18 protein-coding genes are annotated in these 23,160 nt (G+C 64.9%); 11 read left to right on the forward strand and 7 right to left on the reverse strand.

Annotation, left to right across the window (positions count from 1 at the left end; translation table 11 throughout):
• Nucleotides 1-766 precede the first annotated feature (766 nt).
• Nucleotides 767-1,702 (forward strand): septal ring lytic transglycosylase RlpA family protein, encoded by a 936-nt coding sequence (locus QA649_RS23950; RefSeq protein ID WP_283019348.1) that lies wholly within the window; start codon nt 767-769, stop codon nt 1,700-1,702.
• A 42-nt stretch (nt 1,703-1,744) separates the two neighbouring features.
• On the opposite strand, the gene QA649_RS23955 is transcribed toward QA649_RS23950, so the two are convergent.
• The gene (locus QA649_RS23955; RefSeq protein WP_283019349.1) at nt 1,745-5,938 is read right to left on the reverse strand and encodes an IPT/TIG domain-containing protein; all 4,194 of its coding nucleotides are present in this window, start codon (nt 5,936-5,938) and stop codon (nt 1,745-1,747) included.
• A gap of 521 nt (nt 5,939-6,459) precedes the next feature.
• Here QA649_RS23955 and QA649_RS23960 point away from each other — a divergent pair.
• The 4 genes from QA649_RS23960 to QA649_RS23975 all read left to right on the forward strand — a co-directional run bounded on the left by QA649_RS23960 (nt 6,460) and on the right by QA649_RS23975 (nt 8,756).
• On the forward strand, nt 6,460-7,002 hold the full coding sequence (locus tag QA649_RS23960; protein ID WP_283019350.1) for a tail fiber protein: 543 nt from the start codon (nt 6,460-6,462) through the stop codon (nt 7,000-7,002).
• 105 nt (nt 7,003-7,107) lie between these two features.
• The gene (locus QA649_RS23965) at nt 7,108-7,635 is read left to right on the forward strand and encodes a tail fiber protein (RefSeq protein WP_283019351.1); all 528 of its coding nucleotides are present in this window, start codon (nt 7,108-7,110) and stop codon (nt 7,633-7,635) included.
• Nucleotides 7,636-7,672: 37 nt separating this feature from the next.
• The gene (locus QA649_RS23970) at nt 7,673-8,215 is read left to right on the forward strand and encodes a tail fiber protein (RefSeq protein ID WP_283019352.1); all 543 of its coding nucleotides are present in this window, start codon (nt 7,673-7,675) and stop codon (nt 8,213-8,215) included.
• Nucleotides 8,187-8,756, forward strand: a complete 570-nt coding sequence (locus QA649_RS23975) for a GNAT family N-acetyltransferase (RefSeq protein ID WP_283019353.1) — start codon at nt 8,187-8,189, stop codon at nt 8,754-8,756. Before QA649_RS23970 ends, QA649_RS23975 begins: the two co-directional genes overlap by 29 nt.
• On the opposite strand, the gene QA649_RS23980 is transcribed toward QA649_RS23975, so the two are convergent.
• On the reverse strand, nt 8,753-9,709 hold the full coding sequence (locus QA649_RS23980) for an alpha/beta hydrolase (protein WP_283019354.1): 957 nt from the start codon (nt 9,707-9,709) through the stop codon (nt 8,753-8,755). The genes QA649_RS23975 and QA649_RS23980 overlap by 4 nt on opposite strands.
• Before the next feature lie 152 nt (nt 9,710-9,861).
• Here QA649_RS23980 and QA649_RS23985 point away from each other — a divergent pair, with 152 nt between their 5' ends.
• From QA649_RS23985 to QA649_RS23995, 3 genes are read left to right on the forward strand one after another with little or no spacing between them, the layout of a single operon-like run.
• On the forward strand, nt 9,862-11,124 hold the full coding sequence (locus QA649_RS23985; protein ID WP_283019355.1) for a D-alanyl-D-alanine carboxypeptidase family protein: 1,263 nt from the start codon (nt 9,862-9,864) through the stop codon (nt 11,122-11,124).
• Between the two features lie 2 nt (nt 11,125-11,126).
• Nucleotides 11,127-11,813 (forward strand): dTMP kinase, encoded by a 687-nt coding sequence (gene tmk, locus QA649_RS23990; protein ID WP_283019356.1) that lies wholly within the window; start codon nt 11,127-11,129, stop codon nt 11,811-11,813.
• Nucleotides 11,810-12,856, forward strand: a complete 1,047-nt coding sequence (locus QA649_RS23995) for a DNA polymerase III subunit delta' (RefSeq protein ID WP_283019357.1) — start codon at nt 11,810-11,812, stop codon at nt 12,854-12,856. The genes tmk and QA649_RS23995 overlap by 4 nt, the downstream gene beginning before the upstream one ends.
• On the opposite strand, the gene QA649_RS24000 is transcribed toward QA649_RS23995, so the two are convergent.
• Complete coding sequence (locus QA649_RS24000) at nt 12,853-13,335, reverse strand: hypothetical protein (protein WP_283019358.1); 483 nt, start codon at nt 13,333-13,335, stop codon at nt 12,853-12,855. The two genes, QA649_RS23995 and QA649_RS24000, sit on opposite strands and share 4 nt — an antisense overlap.
• Here QA649_RS24000 and metG point away from each other — a divergent pair.
• Genes metG through QA649_RS24015 form a run of 3 tightly spaced genes read left to right on the forward strand, consistent with a single transcriptional unit; the run spans nt 13,325 to nt 16,556 of the window.
• A complete protein-coding gene (gene metG / locus QA649_RS24005; RefSeq protein WP_283019359.1) occupies nt 13,325-14,956 on the forward strand; it encodes a methionine--tRNA ligase in 1,632 nt (543 codons plus the stop codon). The genes QA649_RS24000 and metG overlap by 11 nt on opposite strands.
• Before the next feature lie 12 nt (nt 14,957-14,968).
• A complete protein-coding gene (locus tag QA649_RS24010) occupies nt 14,969-15,745 on the forward strand; it encodes a TatD family hydrolase (protein ID WP_283019360.1) in 777 nt (258 codons plus the stop codon).
• A 13-nt stretch (nt 15,746-15,758) separates the two neighbouring features.
• Nucleotides 15,759-16,556: an MBL fold metallo-hydrolase gene (locus tag QA649_RS24015; protein WP_283019361.1), complete on the forward strand. Its 798-nt coding sequence runs from the start codon at nt 15,759-15,761 to the stop codon at nt 16,554-16,556.
• A gap of 64 nt (nt 16,557-16,620) precedes the next feature.
• Here QA649_RS24015 and QA649_RS24020 read toward each other — a convergent pair whose 3' ends face one another.
• From QA649_RS24020 to QA649_RS24035, 4 genes are all read right to left on the reverse strand, one after another.
• The gene (locus QA649_RS24020; RefSeq protein WP_283019362.1) at nt 16,621-17,994 is read right to left on the reverse strand and encodes an autotransporter outer membrane beta-barrel domain-containing protein; all 1,374 of its coding nucleotides are present in this window, start codon (nt 17,992-17,994) and stop codon (nt 16,621-16,623) included.
• A 241-nt stretch (nt 17,995-18,235) separates the two neighbouring features.
• On the reverse strand, nt 18,236-19,885 hold the full coding sequence (locus QA649_RS24025) for an acyl-CoA synthetase (RefSeq protein WP_283019363.1): 1,650 nt from the start codon (nt 19,883-19,885) through the stop codon (nt 18,236-18,238).
• Nucleotides 19,886-19,906: 21 nt separating this feature from the next.
• Entirely contained in the window at nt 19,907-21,796 is a 1,890-nt protein-coding gene (locus QA649_RS24030) for a TRAP transporter large permease subunit (protein ID WP_283019364.1), read from the reverse strand.
• A 15-nt stretch (nt 21,797-21,811) separates the two neighbouring features.
• A complete protein-coding gene (locus QA649_RS24035) occupies nt 21,812-22,843 on the reverse strand; it encodes a TRAP transporter substrate-binding protein (RefSeq protein WP_283019365.1) in 1,032 nt (343 codons plus the stop codon).
• Nucleotides 22,844-23,160 lie beyond the last annotated feature (317 nt).

Here is a 23,160-nt window from a genome sequence, read left to right on the forward strand (position 1 = left end):
GAGGCGCCAAACGCAGAAATTCAATCAACTAAAAGAGAGCAGGGCAATCCCAGCGGACGGCATGCTGCGTCGCGGTGTAGCTGTGGTTAGAGATCAGGAAAGTCGTGGTTGTGCTCAGGCGAAGGCCAGTGCCACCAGGCTCGAGCACAACAGCACCAAGCCGCCTGCGGTCAATGCCAGGAAGCCATCGGATACGAGGTCATGGTTACGCATGGGACACCTGCCGCTCTCGTCTTCGATGCCCGGTCGGATCGATCAAAAACTGTCCGAACGTGCCGCCGTGAAAGAGGTGATGCTTGTCGCCCGCGCGAGTGCCTTCAGGCCCTCGTCCGGTAACCTTCAAACGCATGGGCCAGGAAAATCCCCGCGCTAACCAGACCCATCAGTGCCGAAACCGTCTCGATCATCGTTAAATTCCAAATCCCGCCCTTGCATGCGAGAGAACGCGTGCGGCCTTGCACAGTCAAAAGAATTCCAGTGAGCGGCGTGACAATGGGGGTGGAGTGAGGATTTGGCGCAACAGAATGTCCGGGAGTGGCACAGAGCAGGCGGCCTGCGCTCCGTAGATCAACGGGGACAAACGAACGGGGTGTTTACCATCCCGGCGTGATCGCCGCGGGCTCCCCATTTCCGCCGTGTTCGGGTTGCGTTATCGTTACCACATCCGACGCGGTGGTGGGCCGCTTCGGAGCAAAGGACCGGACAGCGCGTGCCCGTCACCCAAAGCGGGTTGGGTTCGCCTCCGGCGGAATGGTATTTGGGGCGAATGGGGATCCGACGGTCAGATTCGGTTTTGCGGGCCGCGCGTGGAATTGCGGCGGCCGCGACCTGCCTCGCGCTCGCCAATTGCGCCTCCTCCAACAAGTTCGCCAGCCGTGTCGATCCGAAATACGGCGTGTCCTCGAGCCCCCGGGTCGTGGCCTGGGGCGATCCGGTCCCGAAGGGCGGCGGCACCTATCGCATCGGTAAGCCCTATGTGGTGGCCGGCAAGACCTACGTTCCGGAGGAGGACGTCAACTATCGCGCCGAGGGCATGGCGTCCTGGTATGGCGACGACTTCCATGGCCGGCTGACCGCCAATGGCGAAGTGTTCGACATGGGCTCGCTGACGGCGGCGCATCCGACCCTGCCGATGCCGTCCTATGCGCGGGTGACCAACGTGTCGAACGGCAAGTCGCTGATCGTCCGCGTCAATGACCGCGGGCCCTATCATGGCAACCGGCTCATCGACGTCTCGAACAAAGCCGCCGAACTGCTTGAATTCAAGGGAAACGGCGTTGCCAAGGTCCGCGTCGAATATGTCGGCCGGGCGCCGCTCGAAGGTTCCGACGACCGCCAGCTGATGGCGACCCTGCGGACCGGGATCCCGGCGCCGTCGCCCTCGATGGTCCGGGTCGCTTCGGCGAAGCCCTTCGTGCCCGAGCTGCCGTCGTCGACCCGCGGCGCAATTCGCGGCGAGGTTCCGATGCCGGAGGGACGGCCCTACAATCTCGGCAACACTTCCGCCGACATGGCCTCGCTCAATGCGACCTCGGAAATGTCGGCCTCGAGCCGCAGCCGGGGTCGGGCGCTCCAGAACGCGCGCGCCGTGTCCTATGACGAGGACGGCCGCTACAGCACCGAGAGCGCTCCGTCTGCCGCCTATGCCTCGGACGGCGCCGCCGAAGCCCGCAGCATCCTCAGCGGCCGCGGCCTCTACTAAGCGAGCAAATCCTGCCGGCGCGTTCCGACGCCGATTGGCTGCTCAGAACGGGATGCGCGCGCGTCCCGTGAACGTCCAGATCTGCGTGTTGCCGCCGATGCCGCCGAGCTCGGCACCGAAGCCGACCGTGGCGCCGCCGGCGAGCCTTGCGCCGATGCCGCCGGTGACACGTGCCGACCAGCCCTGGAGCAGCGGTGTCGAAGCCAGTGGGATGCCGCCTGCGGCAATGATTGCGGCGGCATCGTCCTGGGTGAAATAGTAATCGGCGTAGACACCGGCATAAGGCAGCAGCAGCACGCTATCGAGCCAGGGCACGGGGTAGGAGACCCTGCTGCCCGCCGAGGCGCGGCCGCTCGAGAAGGTCCGGGCGGCCTGCTGGGTGCCGAGCGAATCGACATAGGCGTTTTCCCGCTCCCACAGCGCGTACACCTTGGCCGACGGCTCGATGTTGAAATTGGCCCAGCTGTAGCTGCCGGTGAAGCCGGTCGCGAACATCCAGCGATTGCCGTTGAAATTGCCCTGGGCCGTGCCGGCGGTGCCGTCGTAGCCGATACCGGAATAGGTCACCGCCGTGTCGTAACGCAGCGTCGGGATGATCTTCCAGCCGAGATAGGCGCCGACGGTCCAGCCGTCGCCCTTCAGCTTTCCGTTGATGTCGGTCTCGGTGTAGCTGAAGTGCTCGTAGCCACCGACCACGCCAACCAGGAGATTGGGAGTGGCCCGATAGGTCAGCCCAGACAGCAGGTTGATCTGCTGGCCGTAGAGCGTGGCCTGGGTTGCTCCCTGACCGATATTGCCGGACGAGCCCCAGCGGTCGATACCTGTGCCGCGGACGTCGATCCAGAACAGCCAGTCCTTCTGCTGCTTGAACCGCGCAGGTGGTGCCTTGGTCGGCGCCGCCCGATCGATCGCGGCGAAGGCGTCGTCGATGCGCGAAGACCCACGGCCGACCCTGCCGGAGCGACCATCGCCGGCATAGGCATTGGAGTTCTGAGGATCGACTGGGCGACCGGCCGGCGGCTCGTCATCGCCATCGGGCGTGGCGGCAAAGTTGACGCGGACACCGCCGCCGCCAGGCGTGATGTATTGTCCGCCGTTGCTGAAACCTTCGGAGATCGCGGTGTCGATGGCGCCGGAGATCGCCTGTCCCGAGTTTTGCGCGACGACCTTGGTGACGTTGACCTGAAGTGCGCGCAGCTTGGCGCTGTCCGCGGGAATATCGACCGACTGGGTCAGGGCAGGTGAGGTCGAGGTATTGAACGCCGGCGAGCCATTGTAGGTCGCGGTGATCGTGTGATTACCGACGGTCAGGATGGTCGTCGCGAAAGTCGCGGCACCTGCCGACAATGCTGACGTTCCGATCGGTGTGCCGCCGTCGTTGAACGTCACCGTTCCCGTCGGTGTTCCACCCGAGCTGCCTACGTTGGCCGTGAAGGTGACAGACTGGCCGTAGTTGCTCGGGTTCTGTGACGATGTCACTCCGGTCGTCGTCGTGGAGGACAGATAGGTGAACCGGTCTGCGGCCGAGGTAGGCGATGTGCCTCCGACCGTGGTTACCGTGACATCGACCGTGCCGGAGCCGGCCGGCGAGGTCGCCGTGATCGACGTCGCCGAGTTCACGGTAAAGCCCGTTGCGTTGTTGGCGCCGAATTTCACAGCGGTGGCGCCGGTAAAGCCGGAGCCGGTGATCGTAACGGACGTGCTGCCGACTGCCGGGCCGGATGTCGGCGAGATCGAGGTGACGGCGGGTGCCGGCGAGTAGTTGAACTGATCCGATGCTGAGGTCGGGGATGTCCCTCCAGGCGTCGTCACGGTAATATCGACGGTGCCGGCGCCGGCCGGCGCGGTCGCCGTGATCGAGGTCGCCGAATTGACGGTGAAGCTGGTGGCCGTGGCGGCGCCGAACTTCACGGCGGTCGCGCCTGAGAACGCGGTGCCGGTGATGGTGACCGACGTTCCGCCCGTCGTCGGGCCTGCATTCGGCGACACCGACGTCACTGTCGGCGTTGCGGCGTAGGTGAACTGATCCGCGGCGGACGGGGCCGACGTTCCGCCCGGCGTCGTGACCGTGATATCGACGGTGCCGGTGCCGGCGGGAGAGGTCGCGGTGATCGAGGTCGCGGAATTGACGGTGACGCCCGTCGCACTCGCCGCTCCGAATTTCACCGCAGTCGCACCGGTGAAATTGGTCCCGGTGATCGTCACCGACGTGCCGCCGGCCAGCGGTCCGCCTGTCGGCGAAATCGACGTCACCGTCGGCACGCCGAAATAGGTGAACTGGTCAGCCGCAGACGTTGCCGATGTACCGCCCGTGGTCGTCACCCTGACGTCTACGACGCCGGTCCCGGCCGGCGAGGGCACGGTGATCTGGGTGGCGGAATTGACGATGAAGCCTGTCGCAGCCACCGCGCCGAACGTCACCGCGGTTGCTCCGGTGAAATTGGTGCCGGTGATGACGACCGACGTGCCGCCGGCCTGCGGGCCGAGGGTCGGCGAGATCGACGTCACTGTCGGCGTCGCAACGTAGGTGAACTGGTCAGCCCCTGATGTCGCCGACGTGCCGCCGGCGGTTGTCACCTTGATGTCGACGACGCTGGCCCCGGCCGGCGATGTCGCGGTGATCTGGGTGGCGGAATCGACGCTGAAGCCTGTCGCGGCCGTTGCACCGAACGTCACCGCCGTCGCGGCGGTGAAATTGGTGCCGGTGATCGTCACCGTGGTGCCGCCTGTGGCTGGACCCGTGGTCGGTGAAATCGAGGTGACAGTGGGTGCTGCGACATAGGTGAATTGATCGGCAGCTGAGATCGCCGACGTCCCGCCAGGCGTCGTCACGGTGATGTCGGCAATGCCGGTGCCGGCCGGCGAGGTTGCGGTGATCTGGGTCGGCGTATTGACGGCGAATCCGGTCGCCGCCGTGCCGCCGAATGTCACCGCGATTGCACCCGACAGGTTGGTGCCGGTGATGATGACGCTTGTGCCGCCGGTCTGCGGACCTGCAGTCGGCGAGATCGACGTGACGGAAGGTACCGCGAAATAGGTGAACTGGTCCGCCGCGGACGTCGCTGACGTGCCGCCTGGAGTGGTGACCCTGACGTCGACCGTGCCAGTGCCCGCGGGAGAGGTCACGGTGATCGTCGTCGCGTTGACGACCGAGAAGCCACCGGCCGTTGTCCCGCCGAAGCTGACGGCCGTGGCGCCCGTGAAATTGGTGCCGGTGATCGTCACCGAGGTGCCGCCGGCCGTCGGCCCCGCGGTTGGCGAGATCGAGGTGACGGTCGGGGCCGCGATGTAGGTGAACTGATCCGCCGCCGACGTCGCCGACGTGCCGCCGACCGTTGTCACCCTGACGTCAACGATGCCCGAGCCTGCCGGAGCGGTCGCGGTGATCTGGGTCGCTGAATCGACACTGAAGCCTGTGGCGGCTGTGCCGCCGAAGGTCACGGCCGTCGCGCCCGAGAAGCTGGTGCCGGTCATGACGACCGACGTGCCGCCCGTGGCCGGACCGGAGGTCGGCGAGATCGACGTGACCGTCGGCGCGGCGACATAGGTGAACTGGTCCGCGGCCGAAGTCGCCGACGTTGCGACCGACGTCGTGACTGTGACATCGACAATGCCGCCGGCGCCGGCCGGGGAGGTCGCCGTGATCTGCGTGTTGGAATTGACGGTGAAGCCGGTTGCATTGGTGGCGCCGAATTTCACGGCGCTGGCGCCGCTCAGATTGGTGCCCGTGATGATCACGCTTGTGCCGCCGGTCGTTGGACCTGATGTCGGCGATATCGAGGTCACGGTCGGCGGGTTGGGCAGATTGACCGTGATGGTGAAAGAGGTGTCGGTGAGATGAACACCGGAGTTACAAGGCGCACTCTGCGAGCAGCTGCTGGTGTACCAGAGGGTGATCGTATCGGTGCCGCTTCCGGAAATCGTGTTGATCTGGATGTCGTATTCATCGGTGTGCTGGTTGTTGACCCCGTTGTTGACGGGCACCAGGGTGTAAGTGGCATTAGGCGTCGTGTAGCTCAGGTTCGTGAGGGTCGTTCCCCCCGCGGTCATCGGATAGTGCTGGAAGGCATCGATGCCGGGATTGGCGCCGTTCGAGGAGCCGTAGAGGCCCCACCGTACCGTGTCGTTGCTCACGCAGAGCCCGACCGCGTTACCGGCCCCGGCACCGGTGAAAGTGATCGTGCCGCCAGTGGGCGACGCGGACGAGAAATTGCACGCCGCGTTCGCTGCGGCCATCGCGCCGAGCATCAGGATGACAGCAATGCAGATGCGTTGAACCGCTCGCCAGAGGGGCCGCAAGACGTGCCGTGAGACGGCTCCGCCATTGCGCACGGAGATCGCCAATTCCCCGCTTATTCCTGGCACGGCCACCGCAATTGCGTGACTCACCGGCCCCCCTTCGCGGCACCCTTTCGCAGAGCTCCGCCCTGAAATCCCTGATTGTGTAATTTTTCACTGATATCGTTGCGTGCATTTGGCTGAGATGCGGTGCACAACGCAAGCGTGTGAGTTTGAACGGCGCGCTCCTGGCGCAACTTTTCAGCGAGCCGTTGCGCCACGGCAACAAAAGCGTGATCAAGTACAAGTAGGTTATTTGACGGTGAGCGCATTTATGGTTGCGCTGGCGCTTGACTGTCGGGACGGTCTGTTGAACAATCTTGGCGAGTAGATCGTTTATCGTGCATTTTATGATTTAATGGACTGTCGTCGTCGCATCACGAGACGACATGGGCGCCTGTTCTTTTTGGGGAGGGGTCATGCCGTACCAGCCAGTTCTCGGCCAGATCATGCCTTTTGCCAGCGCAATCGTTCCCAGAGGCTGGGCCCCCTGCAACGGCGCATTGGTGGCGATCCAGACCAATCAAGCGCTGTTCTCGCTGCTCGGGACCTATTACGGCGGCAACGGCGTGACGACGTTTGCGCTTCCGGATCTTCGCGGCCGTGCCATCATCGGCTCGTCCGGCGGCGGCGGGCAATATCCCGTCGGCATGGTCAGCGGATCGATGTCGATCAACCTCACGGTGTCTCAATTGCCAAGTCACAGTCACCTGATCCAGGCGATTGCGACGCAGGGTAGCGGCCGCGGTGCTCAGGTTGCCGGCAACATCTTCGGCACCAACACGCTGCCGTCCGATAATCCGAAGAAGGTCTTTGGCCCAGCGGGAAGCACCGACACGCCGTTGGCAACCGGCACCAATCTGGTGAACGAGGGCCAGGGGCAGCCCCACAACAACATGCAGCCCTATCTCGTCATCAGCTATCTGATCGCGACGCAGGGAATTTATCCGTCGCGGAACTAGGCGGCCGCGCGGCGACATTCGCAGCCGAATTCCATTGATATCGATTTTAGAGGTTGGCGCATTCCGCGATCGGATCGGGAGCGCCCAGGCAGGGGATCAAGTGCAATGGCGGATCCGTTTATCGGTGAGATCAGGTTGTTTGGCTTTCCGCGGGTGCCGAATGGGTGGTTCGCCTGCAACGGTCAGGCGATGTCGATTTCGGCGTATCAGGCGCTCTACACCGTGATCGGCACCACCTATGGCGGCGACGGCGTCAACAGCTTCAATCTTCCCGATCTTCGCGGGCGCGTTGCGATCGGACAGGGGCAGGGAACGGGCTTTCCGGTCTTTGCGCTTGGCCAGGCCGCGGGTGAGGAAAACCACACACTGGTCGAGGCCGAAATGCCGACCCACAGTCACGCGCTGATGTCCTCGACCGCGACGGGCGAGACGTCCGTGCCCGGACAGACCGTGCATCTCGCCACTGCGTCGGTCGGCAATTTCTATGCGCCGGTTGCGAACGCGGAGCCCTACGCAACCATGGCCGCCTGCGTGATGCCGGCTGGCAACAGCGTCGGGCACAACAACATGATGCCTACCGTCGTTGCCAATTACTGCATCTGCAGCGACGGCATCTTCCCTTCGCCCGGTTAGCAGCGGATCGATCCGTACTCAGTCTCGAGGAGACACCATGTCAAGTCCGTATGTCGGGGAGATCCAGGCCTTCACGTTTCCCTTTGCGACCGGCGGCTTCAACAATGCCTGGCTCCCATGCCTTGGCCAGATCGTACCAATTCAGCAATACACCCCGTTATTTTCGCTGATCGGGACCAACTATGGCGGCAACGGCACGACCAATTTTGCTTTGCCCAACCTGAACGGTTCGGTCGTGATCAGCCAGGGCCAGGGGCAGGGGTTGGAGGATCGCATCATCGGCGAGGTCGTCGGCAGTCCGACGGTCAACCTGATTTCGAGCGAGATGGCTATTCACACGCACGCCCTGCAGCTCGGGGCCGGCAACGCACAGAACGCCGCGCCGGGTCCCGGAACGGCGCAGAACATGGTTGCGCTCGATCCGCAATTCAACGGCTTCATCGCGCCGCCCGGCAATCTCACTTTGGCCCCCAACGCCGTCACGCTGACCGGGCAAGGGCAGGCCCACGACAACATGCAGCCGACCCTGGCCATCATCTGGTGCATCGCCTATGCGGGAATCTTTCCGTCCTTCGGCTGAACGCGCGGGCGCGCGTGACGGCATGATCGACGGCGTGTCGCTCGACATCGTCCCGGACGATCCGGCTCTGCGGCTGCGGTCGGTGAGCCCGATCGATGCCTCGTTCATCCGCCATCTCTTCGAGGAGGTCAGGACAGCGCAATTCACCGCGACGGGCTTGTCGGGTCCGATCGTGAGGCAGATCGTCGCGCAGCAATTCCGCAGCCAGACGATCGCCTATGCCACGCAGTTTCCGGAGGCGATTTCGCTGATCGTCACGCGAGACGGAACCGCGATCGGCCGGCTGCTGCTTCATTGCACGCGCGAACGCTGGCACATCATCGACATCGCGCTGCGGCCGGCCGATTGCGGCCTGGGCGTCGGCACGAAGATCGTGGAGGCTCTCGGCGCCGGCGCGCGGCAGCAGGGTGTCTCGGCGCTGACGCTCTCGGTGCTCGCGGCCAACCAGGGCGCGCGCCGGTTTTATCAGCGACAGGGATTTGCCGAGACCGGGACAATGGGGGCCGCGTACGTCGCGATGCGGAAGGATCTCGCGGCCTAGCGCGCCGCCGCCTCGCGCAAGAATTTCACCAGGGCCGCATTCACCTCGTCGGGCCGCTCCTGCTGCACCCAATGGCCGGCGCCCTCGATGATCAGCTTCCGTGTGAGATTGGGCAGCACGCGCTCCAGCTCGTTGACGCGCTTGGCGCCGATCAGCCCGGTGATGACGGCGTCCTTCGAACCGGCAATGAAGAGGGACGGCTGGTGGATCTGTGCATCCTGCCAAGGCGCCGTCAGTTCCCAATTGCGGTCGAGGTTGCGATACCAGTTCAGCCCGCCGCGGAAGCCTGACTTGCGGAAGGCCTCGGTGAAATAGGCGAGGTCAGTCTCGCCGAGCCAGGCGGGCAGCGGCTCTCCGGCGGTCCCGTGGCCGAGAAAGCCCTTCTCTTCCTGCACGAACATGGCGGCGGTCGGATCGGCGAGGCCGCGTCCGCCGAGCACGATGCGCATGGTGCGGGCGACGTCTCGCTCGAGCTCGGCCTCGGCGACCCCTGGCGCCTGGAAATACTGCCAGTAGAAGTTGGTCACGCCGCCCTCGCGCAGCAGGTCGAGCGGCTTGCCACGACCGCGGAATGGCGGCGGCACGCTCAGGCCCGCCACCGCCGTGAAGATGTCGGGCCGAAACAGCGCCGCATGCCAGGCCACCGGTGCCCCCCAATCGTGGCCGACCACCATGGCCCTGGTTTCGCCGAGCGCCCGGACGAGGCCGACCACGTCGCCGACGGTGTCGAAGATCGAGTAGGCGTTCACGTCGGCCGGCGCCGCGCTCTGGCCGTAGCCGCGCATGTCGGGGGCGACGACGTGAAATCCGGCGTCCGCCAGCGCCGGGATCTGGTGGCGCCAGGAGTAAGAAAGTTCCGGCCAGCCGTGGCAGAGCACGACCAGCGGACCCTGGCCGGCTTCGCGGATGTACAGGTCGATGCCGTTGGCCTTGATCGTGCGGGTGGAGGACATCGCTTTTCCGCCTTGTTTCAGGGGTTTGGTCGATAAATATAAGGTGTCACGATAGGGGCGTGACGAGAATCATGCAAACTCGGGTGCCGGCGCCGGCCTCGTGTTGTTCGTACCGGTTCCAACTGTTAGAACGCCGCTCTCAGGGCTTCGCCATGGCATTTCGTCTTTTTTCGCTCCACCGCCCCCGGTTCACCGCCGGAGCGATGGCGCGCGCGCTGATCGCTGCCGTTCTCGTGGCGGCGATTGGCTGGGATGGGGCGCTCTATGCGGCCAACCAGAGCGTCCAGGGCGCCAAGAAGACGGAAGACGCCGGCTTCGACGGCGATGCGCCCACCGCGATCCTGATCGAGGCGTCCAGTGGCAGCGTGCTGTTCGAGAAGAATGCCGACGAGCTGCGCGCGCCGTCCAGCATGATGAAGCTGATGACGGCGGAAGTCGTGTTCAACGCCATCAAGAAAGGCGACATCAAGCTCACCGACGAGTACCGGATCAGCGAGAACGCCTGGCGCAGGGGCGGCGCGCCCTCGGGCGGCTCGACCATGTTCGCCGCCATCAACAGCAAGGTCTCGGTCGACGATCTCCTGCATGGCGCGATCATCCAGAGCGGCAACGACGCCTGCATCGCGCTCGCCGAAGCCATGGCGGGCAACGAGCGGATCTTTGCCGCCGACTTCATGACCAAGCGGGCGCGCGAGCTCGGCATGACCAAGTCGACCTTCGGCAACTCCAACGGTCTGCCCGACCCGGCCAACAAGATGACGGTGCGGGAGCTCGGCATCCTCGCCCGGCACATCATCCTGGACTTTCCGGAGTTCTACAAACTGTTCGGCGAGAAGGAGTACACCTGGAACAAGATCCGTCAGCCCAACCGCAATCCGCTGCTGAATTCGATGGAAGGTGCTGACGGCCTCAAGACCGGCTACACCAAGGAGGGTGGCTACGGCATGGTCGGCTCGGCGGTGCAGAACGGCACCCGGCTGATCGTCGTCGTCAACGGCCTGGAAGACCCCGAGGACCGCGCCACCGAAGCCAAGAAGATGCTGGAATGGGGTTTCCGCAACTTCGAGACCCGCACCCTGATCGCGGCCGACCAGCCGGTCGGCTACGCAAAGGTGTTTGGCGGCGAGAGCCGCTCGGTGAAACTCGTCGCCAAGATGCCCGTGAAGGTGATGGTGCACAAGAACGGCAGCGACAAGCTGATCGCGCGCGTGGTCTACAAGGGGCCGGTACGGGCGCCGGTCGAGGCCGGTCAGCAGGTCGGTGTGGTCAAGGTCTGGCGTAGTGGCAACATCGCGGTGGAGACGCCGGTCTATGCAGGTGAAGCGATCGGCACCGGTTCGACCATGCGGCGCGCGATCGACGGCGCCAGCGAGCTCGTGATCGGCATGTTCCGCGCGGGCGCCGAGAAGCTCTGATCATGAGTGAGAGCAAGGTACAGCGACCGTCCGGACGCGGACGCTTCGTCACCTTTGAAGGCGGCGAGGGGACGGGCAAGTCGACCCAGATCAAGAAGCTCGCCGACCGCCTCAAGGCGGCCAGGATGCGCGTCCTCGTCACGCGCGAGCCGGGCGGATCGCCGGGCGCCGAGATCATGCGCCATCTGGTGCTGTCGGGGATGGGCAAGCTGCTCGGGCCCGAAGCCGAGACGCTGCTGTTTGCCGCCGCGCGCGACGATCATGTTCGTACCGTGATCCAGCCCGCGCTGAACCAGGGCGCGTGGGTCCTCTGTGATCGCTTTGCGGACTCGACGCGGGCCTATCAGGGCAGCCTCGGCCGCGTCCCGATCGGGCTGATCAACGCGATGCAGCGCGTCACCATCGGCGATCTCAAGCCGGATCTCACCATCATCCTCGACCTGCCGGTCGAGATCGGCTTGCAGCGTGCTGCCGTGCGCCGCGGCGCTGGCACGCCCGACCGGTTCGAGAGCGAGCAGCTCAGCTTTCATCAGGGCCTGCGTGAAGCTTATCGCAAGATCGCTGAGGAAGAGCCCGCGCGCTGCGTGCTGATCGACGCCAATTCCGATCCTGACACCGTCGCAGACCGCGTCTGGACCGCGCTGCGCGAGCGTCTCCTTCCCACGACCGCCTCGGTGATCTCAGCATGAGCCCGCGTCAGGCCGAGCGTGAGACTGCCATTCCGCATCCGCGCGAGACGAGCCTTCTGTTCGGCCATCGCGAGGCCGAGACGGCGCTGCTGGCGGCCTATCGCAGCGGGCGGATTCCGCACGCCTGGCTGATCGGGGGAGCGCAAGGCATCGGCAAGGCGACGCTGGCCTATCGCATGGCGCGCTTCGTGCTCGCGCACGGCCATCCGCTTTCGCCGGCCGTGCAGAGCGCCGAAAACCTCGCGATCGATCCCGATGACGCCGTGGCGCGGCAGGTCGCAGCCGGCTCGCATGGCGGGCTGCTGACGCTGGAGCGCACCGCCAATGATCGCGGCGTGATGCGCACGGTGATCACCGTCGACGAGACGCGCGAGACGATCGGCTTCTTCGGCTCGACTGCTGCGGCGGAAGGCTGGCGCGTCTGCATCGTCGACACCGTCGACGAGCTCAATCCGAATGCGGCCAACGCGCTTCTGAAGATCCTTGAGGAACCGCCGCAGCAGTCGCTGTTCCTGTTGGTGAGCCACGCGCCCGCGCGCGTGCTCGCCACGATCCAGTCGCGCTGCCGCAAGCTGCGCCTGCGGCCGCTCGGAACGGACGAGGTGATCGGCGCCGCGGCCGCTGCCGCCGACCTTGCTCCGACCGATCTGGCGCTGCGCGAGGCCGCGGAGGCCTCCGAGGGCAGCGTCGCACGCGCCCTGACGTTGCTCGGTGGAGACGCCCTGAAACTGCAGCAGCGCACGGCAGCGCTGCTGGCGCGACTGCCGCAGGTCGATCCGCGCGAACTGCATACGCTCGGCGACTCGCTCGGCACCAGCGACCGCGTTGCGCTCGCGGCCTTCATCGACGGCATCGACCGCTGGATCGCGGAGCGCCTGCATGCGGACGAAGCCAACGCCAACCAGAACCTGCCGCGCCTTGCGCGCCTAGCTGAGGTATGGGAAAAGATCGTCCGCGCCGCGCGCGACACCGAAACCTACAATCTGGAGCGAAAGCCCTTGGTTTTCTCGGTGTTCGGCTGGCTGGCGGACGCAACGCGCTAGAGCATGATCCGGAAAAGTGTGGAGCGGTTTTCCGAGAGGATCGTGCTCAAAACAATGACCCAACGCAGGTTCGTTTCCAAATTTTGATACAGCCGGGTAAAGGAATTCGTCGTGGCAACGCGAGGTAAGAAAACCGTCAAAGCCAAGAGCAGCAAGAAGAAGGCTGCCAAGAAGGCCGAAAAGAAAGCCGCGAAAAAGGCCGGGAAGGCGCGTGCGTCCAAGACCGCGAAGAAGGCCAAGAAGGCCGCTGCAAAGAAGGGCGTGAAGAAGAGCGCCGCGAAGACGGCAAAGAAGGCCGGGAAGAAGGCTTCTAAGAAGCAGGTCATCGCCAGGAAGGCTACGAAGAAGACGGCTGCCAAAAAGCCGGCCAAGACTCCGGCCAAGACTCCGGCGAAGAAGGTTGCGAAAAAGGCGGCTGCGCCTGCCGTGATATCCGCGCCGGCTCCGGCTGCCGCGCCGCCGGCGTCCGTGAAGCCCAAAGTTTCAAAACCGAAGGCGCCGCGCGCGCCGAAGCCCGTCGCAGCTCCGCAAGCCACAGCTCCCGTCGCCGCTCCGGCGCGCGACAACGTCTTCTACATCACGACCGCGATCGCCTATCCCAACGGCAGCCCGCATATCGGCCACGCCTATGAGGCGATTGCAACTGACGTGCTGGCGCGCTTTGCGCGGCTCGACGGCAAGGACGTGTTCTTCCTGACCGGCACCGACGAGCACGGCTTGAAGATGGTCCAGACCGCGCAGAACGAGGGCCTGACGCCCGCAGCGCTCGCGACCCGCAATGCCGGCCGTTTCAAGGAGATGGACGAGCGGCTGAACGTGTCGTTCGACCGCTTCATCCGCACCACCGAGGAACAGCACCATCGCTCGACCCAGGAGATCTGGCGGCGCATGGAGGCGAACGGCGACATCTATGCCGATACCTATTCCGGCTGGTACTCGGTGCGCGATGAAGCCTATTACGCCGAGGACGAGACGCGCCTGAACGACGACGGCGTGCGCCTTGGTCCGCAGGGCACGCCGGTCGAGTGGGTCGAGGAGAAGAGCTATTTCTTCCGTCTGTCCGCCTATCAGGACAAGCTCCTGAAGCTGTACACGGACAATCCCGACTTCATCGGCCCGGACTCGCGCCGCAATGAGGTGGTGAGCTTCGTCAAAGGCGGCCTGCGCGATCTCTCGATCTCGCGCACCACGTTCGACTGGGGCGTCAAGGTGCCCGGCGACGAAGAGCATGTGATGTATGTCTGGGTCGACGCGCTGACCAACTACATCACTGGCATCGGCTTTCCCGATGAGAGCGATGGGAACTGGCGCTACTGGCCGGCCGATGTGCACATCATCGGCAAGGACATCATCCGCTTCCACGCCGTGTACTGGCCCGCGTTCCTGATCTCGGCCGGCATTCCCGTGCCGAAGCGGGTCTATGCCCACGGCTTCCTGTTCAACCGGGGCGAGAAGATGTCGAAGTCGGTCGGCAACGTCGTCGACCCCTTCAACCTCGCCGACCAGTACGGCGTCGACCAGATGCGCTATTTCTTCCTGCGCGAGGTGCCGTTCGGCCAGGACGGCAACTACAACCACGAGGCCATCGTTGCGCGCATCAATGCCGACCTCGCCAACGATCTCGGCAATCTCGCGCAGCGTTCGCTGTCGATGATCGCCAAACAGCTCGGCGGCGTGCTGCCGGAGCCCGGCGAGTTCAGCGACAACGACAAGGCGATCCTGGCGATGGCCGACGGCATGATCGCAGCGTCGCGTGAGGCGATGTCGACGCAGCAGATCCATCACTGGCTCAACGCGGTGTGGGCCGTGGTCGCGGAGGCCAACCGCTATTTCGCGGGCGAGGCGCCATGGGCGCTCGCCAAGACCGATCCCGCCCGACAGAAGACGGTGCTTTACGTCACCGCCGAAGTGGTGCGTCGGATCGCGATCCTGGCCCAGCCGGCAATGCCGACTGCATCGGGTTTGCTGCTCGACAGCCTCGGCATTCCCGCGGACGAGCGCAATTTTGCGACACTCGGCGGCGCCAAGCGCATCGCGCCCGGCTCGACGCTGCCGGCGCCGACGCCTGCGTTCCCGCGCTATATCGAGCCGGCGGCGTAAGGCGTTCGTTCGATGCTGGTCGACAGTCATTGCCATCTGGATTTTCCGGACTTCGCGGAAGATCTCGACGGGATCGTGTCGCGCGCCCGCGCGGCCGGCATCACCCGCATGGTCACGATCTCGACGCGGGTCCGGAGGCTGAATCAACTTCTGCCCATCGCCGAGCGCTACGAGGACGTCTATTGCTCGGTCGGCACCCATCCGCATCACGCGGATGAGGAGGACGGCATTTCGCCGGACGAGCTGATCGCGCTGACCGGGCATCCCAAGGTCGTCGCGCTCGGCGAGGCCGGGCTCGACTATTTCTATGACAACGGTTCGCCGGAAGCGCAGGCGAGGGGCTTTCGCGCCCACATCGCCGCGGCACGCGCCACCGGCCTGCCGCTCGTGATCCACACCCGGGAGGCCGACGAGGACTGCGCCCGCATTCTGGAAGAGGAGGCGGCACGCGGATCGTTTCGCGCCGTGCTGCATTGTTACACGGGCGGGCGCGAGCTGGCGCTGAAGGCGGTGTCGCTCGGGCTCTATATCGGCTTTACGGGCATCCTGACCTTCAAGAAATCGGAGGCCCTGCGTGCGCTTGCAGCCGAGCTGCCGGCTGACCGTATTCTGGTTGAAACAGACTCGCCCTATCTTGCGCCGGGCAAGTTTCGAGGCAAGCGCAACGAGCCGGCCTATGTGGTCGAGGTTGCCAAAGTGCTGGCCGAGACGCGCGGCGTGTCATTCGACGAGATCTCACGCCAAACAAGCGAAAACTTCTTCCGCCTGTTCTCCAAGGTGAAAGCTTGAGACTGGAAGCCGCATGACGCTGACGCTGACGATCCTGGGCTGCGGCTCTTCCGCCGGCGTGCCGCGCCCGGCGCTCGGCTGGGGCGCCTGCGATCCCAACAATCCAAAAAACCGCCGCCGCCGCTGCTCGCTGCTGGTCGAACGGGCCTCCGAGCATGGCACAACGCGCATCGTCATCGACACCTCGCCGGATCTGCGCGAGCAATTGCTCTCGACCAACGTCGACCATATCGATGCGGTGTTCCTGACTCACGAGCATGCCGACCAGACCCACGGCATGGACGATCTGCGCTCGGTCGTCATGCACATGCGCCGGCGCATTCCGACCTACTTCAACCTGTCGACCGCCAAGGACATCATGGCGCGGTTCTCCTATTGCTTCATCTCGCCGGAGGGCAGCGATTATCCGCCGATCCTGACCCGGCATTCGATCGAAGCGGGCGAGAGCCAGACCATTCTGGGGAAGGGCGGCGCGGTCACGATGACCGCGTTCCTCGTGCAGCACGGCCACATTCCCGCGCTCGGCTATCGCATCGGCGATGCCGCCTACACACCCGACCTCAACGACATCCCGCGCGAAAGCTGGGGCGCACTCGAGAATCTCGATCTCTGGATCGTCGACGGCTTGCGCTACACCAGCCATGTCAGCCATTTCAGCATCAACGACGCGTTGTCCTGGATCGACCGCTTCAAGCCGAAGCGCGCGGTCATCACCAACATGACCGCCGATGTCGATTATGAGGTGATCAGGCAATCGCTGCCTCCTGGCGTGGTGCCCGCCTATGATGGGCTGCGGCTGGAGACGCATTAGAGCGTTTTCGCGCGAAGTGGATACCGGTTCGCATCAAGAAAACGCGTCAAACCGAAAAGCGCGCCTACCAGGCGTAACGGAGCGCGGCCTTGCCGGTGTAGGCACGTATCAGGCTCGACACTTCGCTGTCGAAGCTCGCCGAGGCGGACCAGCCATTCACAGCGCGCAGCTCGAGCGCAATGCCTGTCAGCGCGGCGTTCGACGCCAAGGCTGCGCCGCTCGCGGTCAAGCCCTGGCCGGGCAAGGACAGGAACGCCGCCGGGATCGATTGCCCTGCGCTGAAGTCATGCGCCCAGGCAAGCCGCCCGCGCAGGCTGACCACGCTGCCCGGCAACACAAGCTGCGTGCTCGTGCGCAGGCCGAGCTCGGTGCGGCTGTCGGTGAAGCTGTCGCTGCCGGGCCCGGTCGAAAATGCGTTGGCCCTCTCGGGCGGCTGCGCTCCGCTCGAGGAGGGCAGGCGGAAGGTGGTGATCTGCGCCGCCGCATAGGGCGTGATGCCGAACCAGGCTGTGGCAAGACGATAGCCGCCTTCGACGCGTCCGGAATAAGCGTTGGCGTTGACCGCCGCGGTGAACTGTCCGGAGCCGGCCGGCGTCACCGGATGATCGTTGCTGATCGCTTGCCAGCCGTAGGCGAGACCGGTGGCGACATAGGCTGATCCGACGCTGTGCCGGACGAAGGAGCCGGCCTGAAACAGATCGGAGCGGCCATTCGAAAAATTGTTGGCGAAGCCGGTGCCACCTCCGGCCAGCGCAAAGCCCATCCGCGTCTGCGGCGAGAGCGAATAATCGGCACCGGCCACGGTGCCAAAACTGCGGCTGGCCGAGCCGGTGCCGCCGGTCGATACCTGCGAGCCGCCGAAACCCGCAGCCCAGACGTTCCAGTGCGGAGCCGCGAGCGCTGGCCTGCCGTAGATCGCCCCATAGGCCTCGCGCCCGATGCCGCCATGCGTCCGGTCGTTTCCGATATCGGCATAGGCCGCCAGCTCTGCGTCCAATTCGGCCGGGCCGATGCCGCGGCCATCGATGGCGGGATCGAGCAGGGCGAGCGTGAACTGCCTCATCGCCAGGAAGGTGGCCTGCGCCGTCTCGCCGCGCGGAGCACCATCGGAGCCGCCGCCAAAGGCTTCTCGCATGCCGAACCGTGCCGCGCCGGCAAGTCCCGGCGGCACGCTATTCCAGCCGTAGTTCGGTGGCATGCTGCCGCCATTGCCGTTGCCGAACGGCGCTCCGCCAAAACCGGCGGCCTGCGGGCCGCCGAACATGGGGCCATTCATGCCGCCGAAATTATTAAAACCGTTGCCGGGCGCATTCGGACCGGGGGGAGCGAAATTCTCGGCGCCTCCGAACGCGCCGAACTCGCGCATGACCTGCGCATCCGCCGCGCGCGGCAGCAGCAATCCGGCCGTCAATAGCAGCAGCGCCAGACGCGCACGCACGTCTGCGCTCAAGACACAAACCGCATGAAGCGCCCCAACCGCACCGGCCGCCGGCCGCGCAGCCCGCGCGGCGAATCAGGTGGAATCAGCGAATCCGACGGAGCTGAATCGTAAATGCGTCTCTAACGTTTTCCAATCTTTTCCTGGTGTGTCCTGATGTCGTCGACCCCGCACAAACGGTTTCCCGACGATGCGGCAATCGCCGTCGAGACGCGGTCAATGTTTCCAAATGTGTCGAGGCTCAGGCCGAGATCGCCTTCACTGATCCCACTTCGTTGCGCAGCAGGAATTTCTGGATCTTGCCCGTGGACGTCTTCGGGATCGGTCCGAACACGACCGCCTTCGGCGTCTTGAAGCCGCTCATCTGCGAACGGCAGAAGGCGATGATCTCGGCCTCGGTCGCACTGGCATCGTCCTTCAGCTCGACGAAGGCGCAAGGCACCTCGCCCCATTTCGGATCGGGCTTGGCGACGACCGCGGCGAACAGCACGGCCGGGTGCTTGTAGAGGATGTCCTCGACCTCGACTGACGAAATGTTCTCGCCGCCGGAGATGATGATATCCTTCGAGCGGTCCTTGATGATGACATAGCCGTGCTCGTCGAGCACGCCGAGATCGCCGGTGTGAAACCAGCCGCCTGCGAAGGCTTCCGTCGTCGCCTTCTCGTTCTTGAGGTAACCCTTCATCACGATGTTGCCGCGGAACATGACCTCGCCGATGGTCTCGCCGTCGCGCGGCACCTCCTGCATGGTCTGCGGATTGATGACGGTGACGCTTTCTTCGAGCGGGTAGGGCACGCCCTGCCGCCGCTTCAGGCTGGCGCGTTCGGCGGCGGGCAGGTCGTCCCAGCCGGGCTGCTCGGCGCAGACGGAGGCGGGGCCGTAGACCTCGGTGAGGCCGTAGACATGCGTCAGCTTGATGCCGATGTTTTCTGCGCCTTCGAGCACCGCGACAGGCGGTGCGGCGCCGGCGATCAGGCCGACCACCCGGCGCGCGGCGTTACCCTTCGGCGCGTCAGGTGCATTGATCAGTGTGTTGTAGACGATCGGCGCGCCACACATGTGGGTGACGCCATGTTGCCTGATCAGCTCGAAGATCTTTGTCGGCTCGACCTTGCGCAGGCAGACATTGATGCCGGCCGCGGCCGCGATGGTCCAGGGGAAGCACCAGCCGTTGCAGTGGAACATCGGCAGCGTCCAGAGATAGACCGGATGCTGGCCGAGATTGCCGGCGAGGATGTTGCTGACCGCGTTCAGATACGCGCCGCGGTGATGGGTGACGACGCCCTTGGGATTGCCCGTCGTGCCCGAGGTGTAGCTCAGCGCGATCGCGTCCCATTCGTCGCTTGGTGGGACCGCGGCGAAGCCGGGATTGCCTTGGGCAACGGCGGCCTCATATTCAATCTCGCCGATCCGCTTGCCGCCCTTGAAGGCGGCATCGTCGACATCGATCACGAACGGCTTTGGCCCGCTCATCTGCGCCAGCGCATCGGTGATGACGCCCGAAAATTCGGGATCGACCAGGATGATCTTCGCCCCGCCATGATCGAGCTGGAACGCGATCGAGGGCGCATCGAGGCGGATGTTGAGCGCGTTGAGCACGGCGCCGGCCATCGGCACGGCGAAGTGCGCCTCGTTCATCGCGGGGATGTTCGGGAGCATCGCCGCCACGGAGTCGCCGACGCCGATGCCCTTGCCGACGAGATACGAGGCAAAGCGTCTGCAGCGTTCATAGGTCTGCGCCCAGGTGAAGCTGCGGCCTTCATAGACGGTGCTGACGTGATCGGGATAGACCGCCGCGCTGCGCGCGAGGAAGCTTAGCGGGCTCAGCGGCACGTAGTTGGCTTGGGTCTTGTCGAGGCCAATATTGTACGGGTTCTGTCGCTCACTCATCGACACCCTCCTTAAACCGCGTCAAAGAAATCCGATCGAGATCCAGGGGAAGATCGCAACGATGATCAATCCCACGAGCAGCGCCAGCAGATAGCCCCAGATCGGCCTGATGCCTTCGGCCGGATCGACGCGTCCGATGGCGCAGGCGGCATAATAGCCGACGCCGAAGGGCGGCGCGAATAGTCCTATACCCATGGCGAGAATGATCACCATGGCATAGTGCACCTCGTGCACGCCGACGGCGCGGGCGATCGGAAACAGCAGCGGCCCGAACAGAACGATCGCCGGGATGCCCTCCAGCACGCTGCCGAGGATCGTGAAAGCCAGGATGGACACGGCGATGAAGGTCGCAGCCCCGCCAGGCAAACCGGTCATGGCGGCTGCCAGCGAGCGCGAGAAACCGGATTGCGTCAGGCCCCAGGCCATCCCGGTGGCCGTGCCGATGATCAGGAGGATCGCGCCCGACAGCGCCGCGGTCTCGACCAGCATCGGAAACAGCCGCCGCCAGTCGAAGCGGCGGTAGACGAGGAGGCCGACCAGGGCGCCATAGACGATTCCGATGGTGGAGACCTCGGTCGCGGTCGCAATGCCCTCGACCACGGCGTAGCGGATCACGAAGGGCAGTGCGAGTGCGGGCAGGGCGATGACGAAGGTCTTGCCGATCTCCGAAGCCGTGGCGCGGCGGACGTGGCTCATGTCCTCGTGGCGGTAGCGCCACCACACCAGCATGCACAGGGTGACCGCGAGCACGACGCCGGGCAACAGGCCGCCGGTGAACAGCGCCGCGATCGAGACGCCCGTGACCGAGCCGATGGTGATCAGCACGAGGCTCGGCGGAATGGTCTCGGTCTGGGCGCCGGTTGCCGCCAGCAGCGCGACGAGATCGCCGGGCTTGGCGCCGCGCTGCTTCATTTCGGGGAACAGCACGGGCGCGACCGCGGCCATGTCGGCGGCCTTGGCGCCTGATATGCCTGAGACCAGGTACATGGCGCCGACCAGCACATAATGCAGGCCGCCGCGGACATGGCCGAGCAGGCTGGCCAGGAAGGCCACCATGGCGCGTGCCATGCCGGTCATCTCGATCAGCAACCCCAGGAACACGAATAGCGGCACCGAGAGCAGGATGAGGTGGCTCATGCCCTCGTCCATCCGCCCGACCAGCACCATCACCGGCGTGCGCGTGGTCAGCGCCAGGTAGCCGAAGATGGCGAGACCAAAGCCGAACGCAATGGGAACGCCGGCAAAGACGCAGAAGCCAGCGACGCCGACGAAGAAGATGACGAGGTTGAGATTGCCGAGCGGCCGCAAGTATGGCTGCGCGAGCCAGAACAGGCCGACGACGATAGCAACCGAGATCACGGCCGCAAGCACCATCCGGTAATCGGCGGCGCGCAGCAGCCGCAGCAGCGCGAACGCGGCCATCAGGCAGACGCCGGCCGGCAGCGCCGCGGCGCGCCACATGTTCGAGATCTGCAGCGCCGGCGTGGTGATGAAGCTTTCCTCGTAGGCGTAGTCCCAGGACGGCCAGACGATCAGCGCCAGGAATGCCAGCGCTGCAGAGGTCGCGATCAGGTCGAGATAGGCCCGCATCGCAGGTCCGGCGCTCGCGACGACGGCGGTCATGCGCATGTGCTCGGAGCGGCGGAATGCGACCGCCGCGCCCAGCATGGCGAGCCACAGGAACAGGATCGAGGCGAGCTCGTCCGACCAGATCAGCGGCCGGTGCAGGCCATAGCGCGCGACCACGCCGGCGAACAGGATCACGATCTCGGCGACCACCAGAATGGCCGCCGGGATTTCGACCAGGAGGCCGAGCAGGCGCTCCGTCGAGGTCAGCAAGGAAGGTCGGCGAGGGGACTGAACAGCCGCCTCGCCCGCCACTTCGGTCACCTGAACCTCGACATGAGCCATGACGGCCCCAACGCGTTACGACAGCTTGCCGACGGCCTTTTCCAGCAGGTCCCAGGCCTGGTCGCCGTACTTGCCCTTCCACTCGGCATAGAAGCCCGCGGACCGCAGCTTGTCGCGGAATGGCGCGACAGTGGGCTGGTTGAAGGTCAGGCCCTTGGCCGCGAGCTCCTGCTGCAGATTGGCATTGAGCTTGGCGGTGTCCTCACGCTCCTTGACGGCGGCGGCATTGATGTTCTTGGCGACGATGGTGCGCACGTCCTCCGGCAACGCGCTCCAGGCGCGCCGGTTGGCCAGGAACCAGAAGCCGTCCCACATGTGGTTGGTCAGCGAGCAGTACTTCTGCACCTCGTAGAGCTTGGCGGTCGAGATGATCGCCAGCGGGTTCTCCTGGCCCTCGACGATCTTGGTCTGGAGCGCCGAATAGACCTCGCTGAAATTGATCGAGGCGGGCGCGGCGTCGAACGCCTTGAACATCGAGGTCCACAGCGGCGACACCGGGACGCGGATCTTGAAGCCCTTGAGATCGTCGGGACCGGTGATCGGCCTGGTCGAGGACGTGGTCTGGCGGAAGCCGTTGTCCCAGATCTTGTCCATGACCTCGAGGCCGGCCTTCTTGATCTCGCCGCGGACATGGGCGCCGAGGTCGCCGTCCATGGCCTTCCAGACCGTGTCGTAGTCCGGGAACGCAAAGCCGATGCCATTGATGGACGCGGCCGGCACCAGGGTCGACAGGATCAGGCCCGACAGCGTGAAGAACTCGACGCCGCCGGAGCGGATCTGGCTCAGCATGTCGGTGTCGGAGCCGAGCTGGTTGTTCGGGAAGATCTGGAGGTCGAATTTGCCGTGGGTCTCGGCCTTGATCGCAGCCGCCATCTCCTTGGCGCGCACGTTCAGCGGATGGGTGTCCGGCAGGTTGTTGGCGTATTTGTAGGTGAACTCGGCGCTCTGGGCGCGGGCCACATGGGGCGCGCCAATGCCGCCCAGGACCGCGGTCGCGGCGGAGGCCTTGAGAAGCGTGCGTCGGGAAAAGCGCGTTGAAAAGACCATGGGTCTGCTTCCTCGGAAGGATTGTTTTTGTTCTGAGATGCAAACCTATACGGACGTCACGTCAGAAGGTCATCTGCGATCTCGCGAAGCTCGCTTATTGCAGCCGGACAACGTCACGGCAATATCGGCTTTCGCCACATGGGGCCCGACAAAAAAAGTACGAAAACAACCCCATGCACAGTAGCCGTCAAGCGCTGGGACAATGGTCGAGTGCTGGGCCGGAACGGCGCCGGAGCGAAGGCGCGGTGTCAGAAGTTCTGCCTAAATATCTGATCCAATTGTATATAAAGATATTCCATAATATACCTTATGCGAAT

Origin of the sequence: Bradyrhizobium sp. CB1717 (assembly GCF_029714325.1) — a bacterium.
Lineage (GTDB): Bacteria > Pseudomonadota > Alphaproteobacteria > Rhizobiales > Xanthobacteraceae > Bradyrhizobium.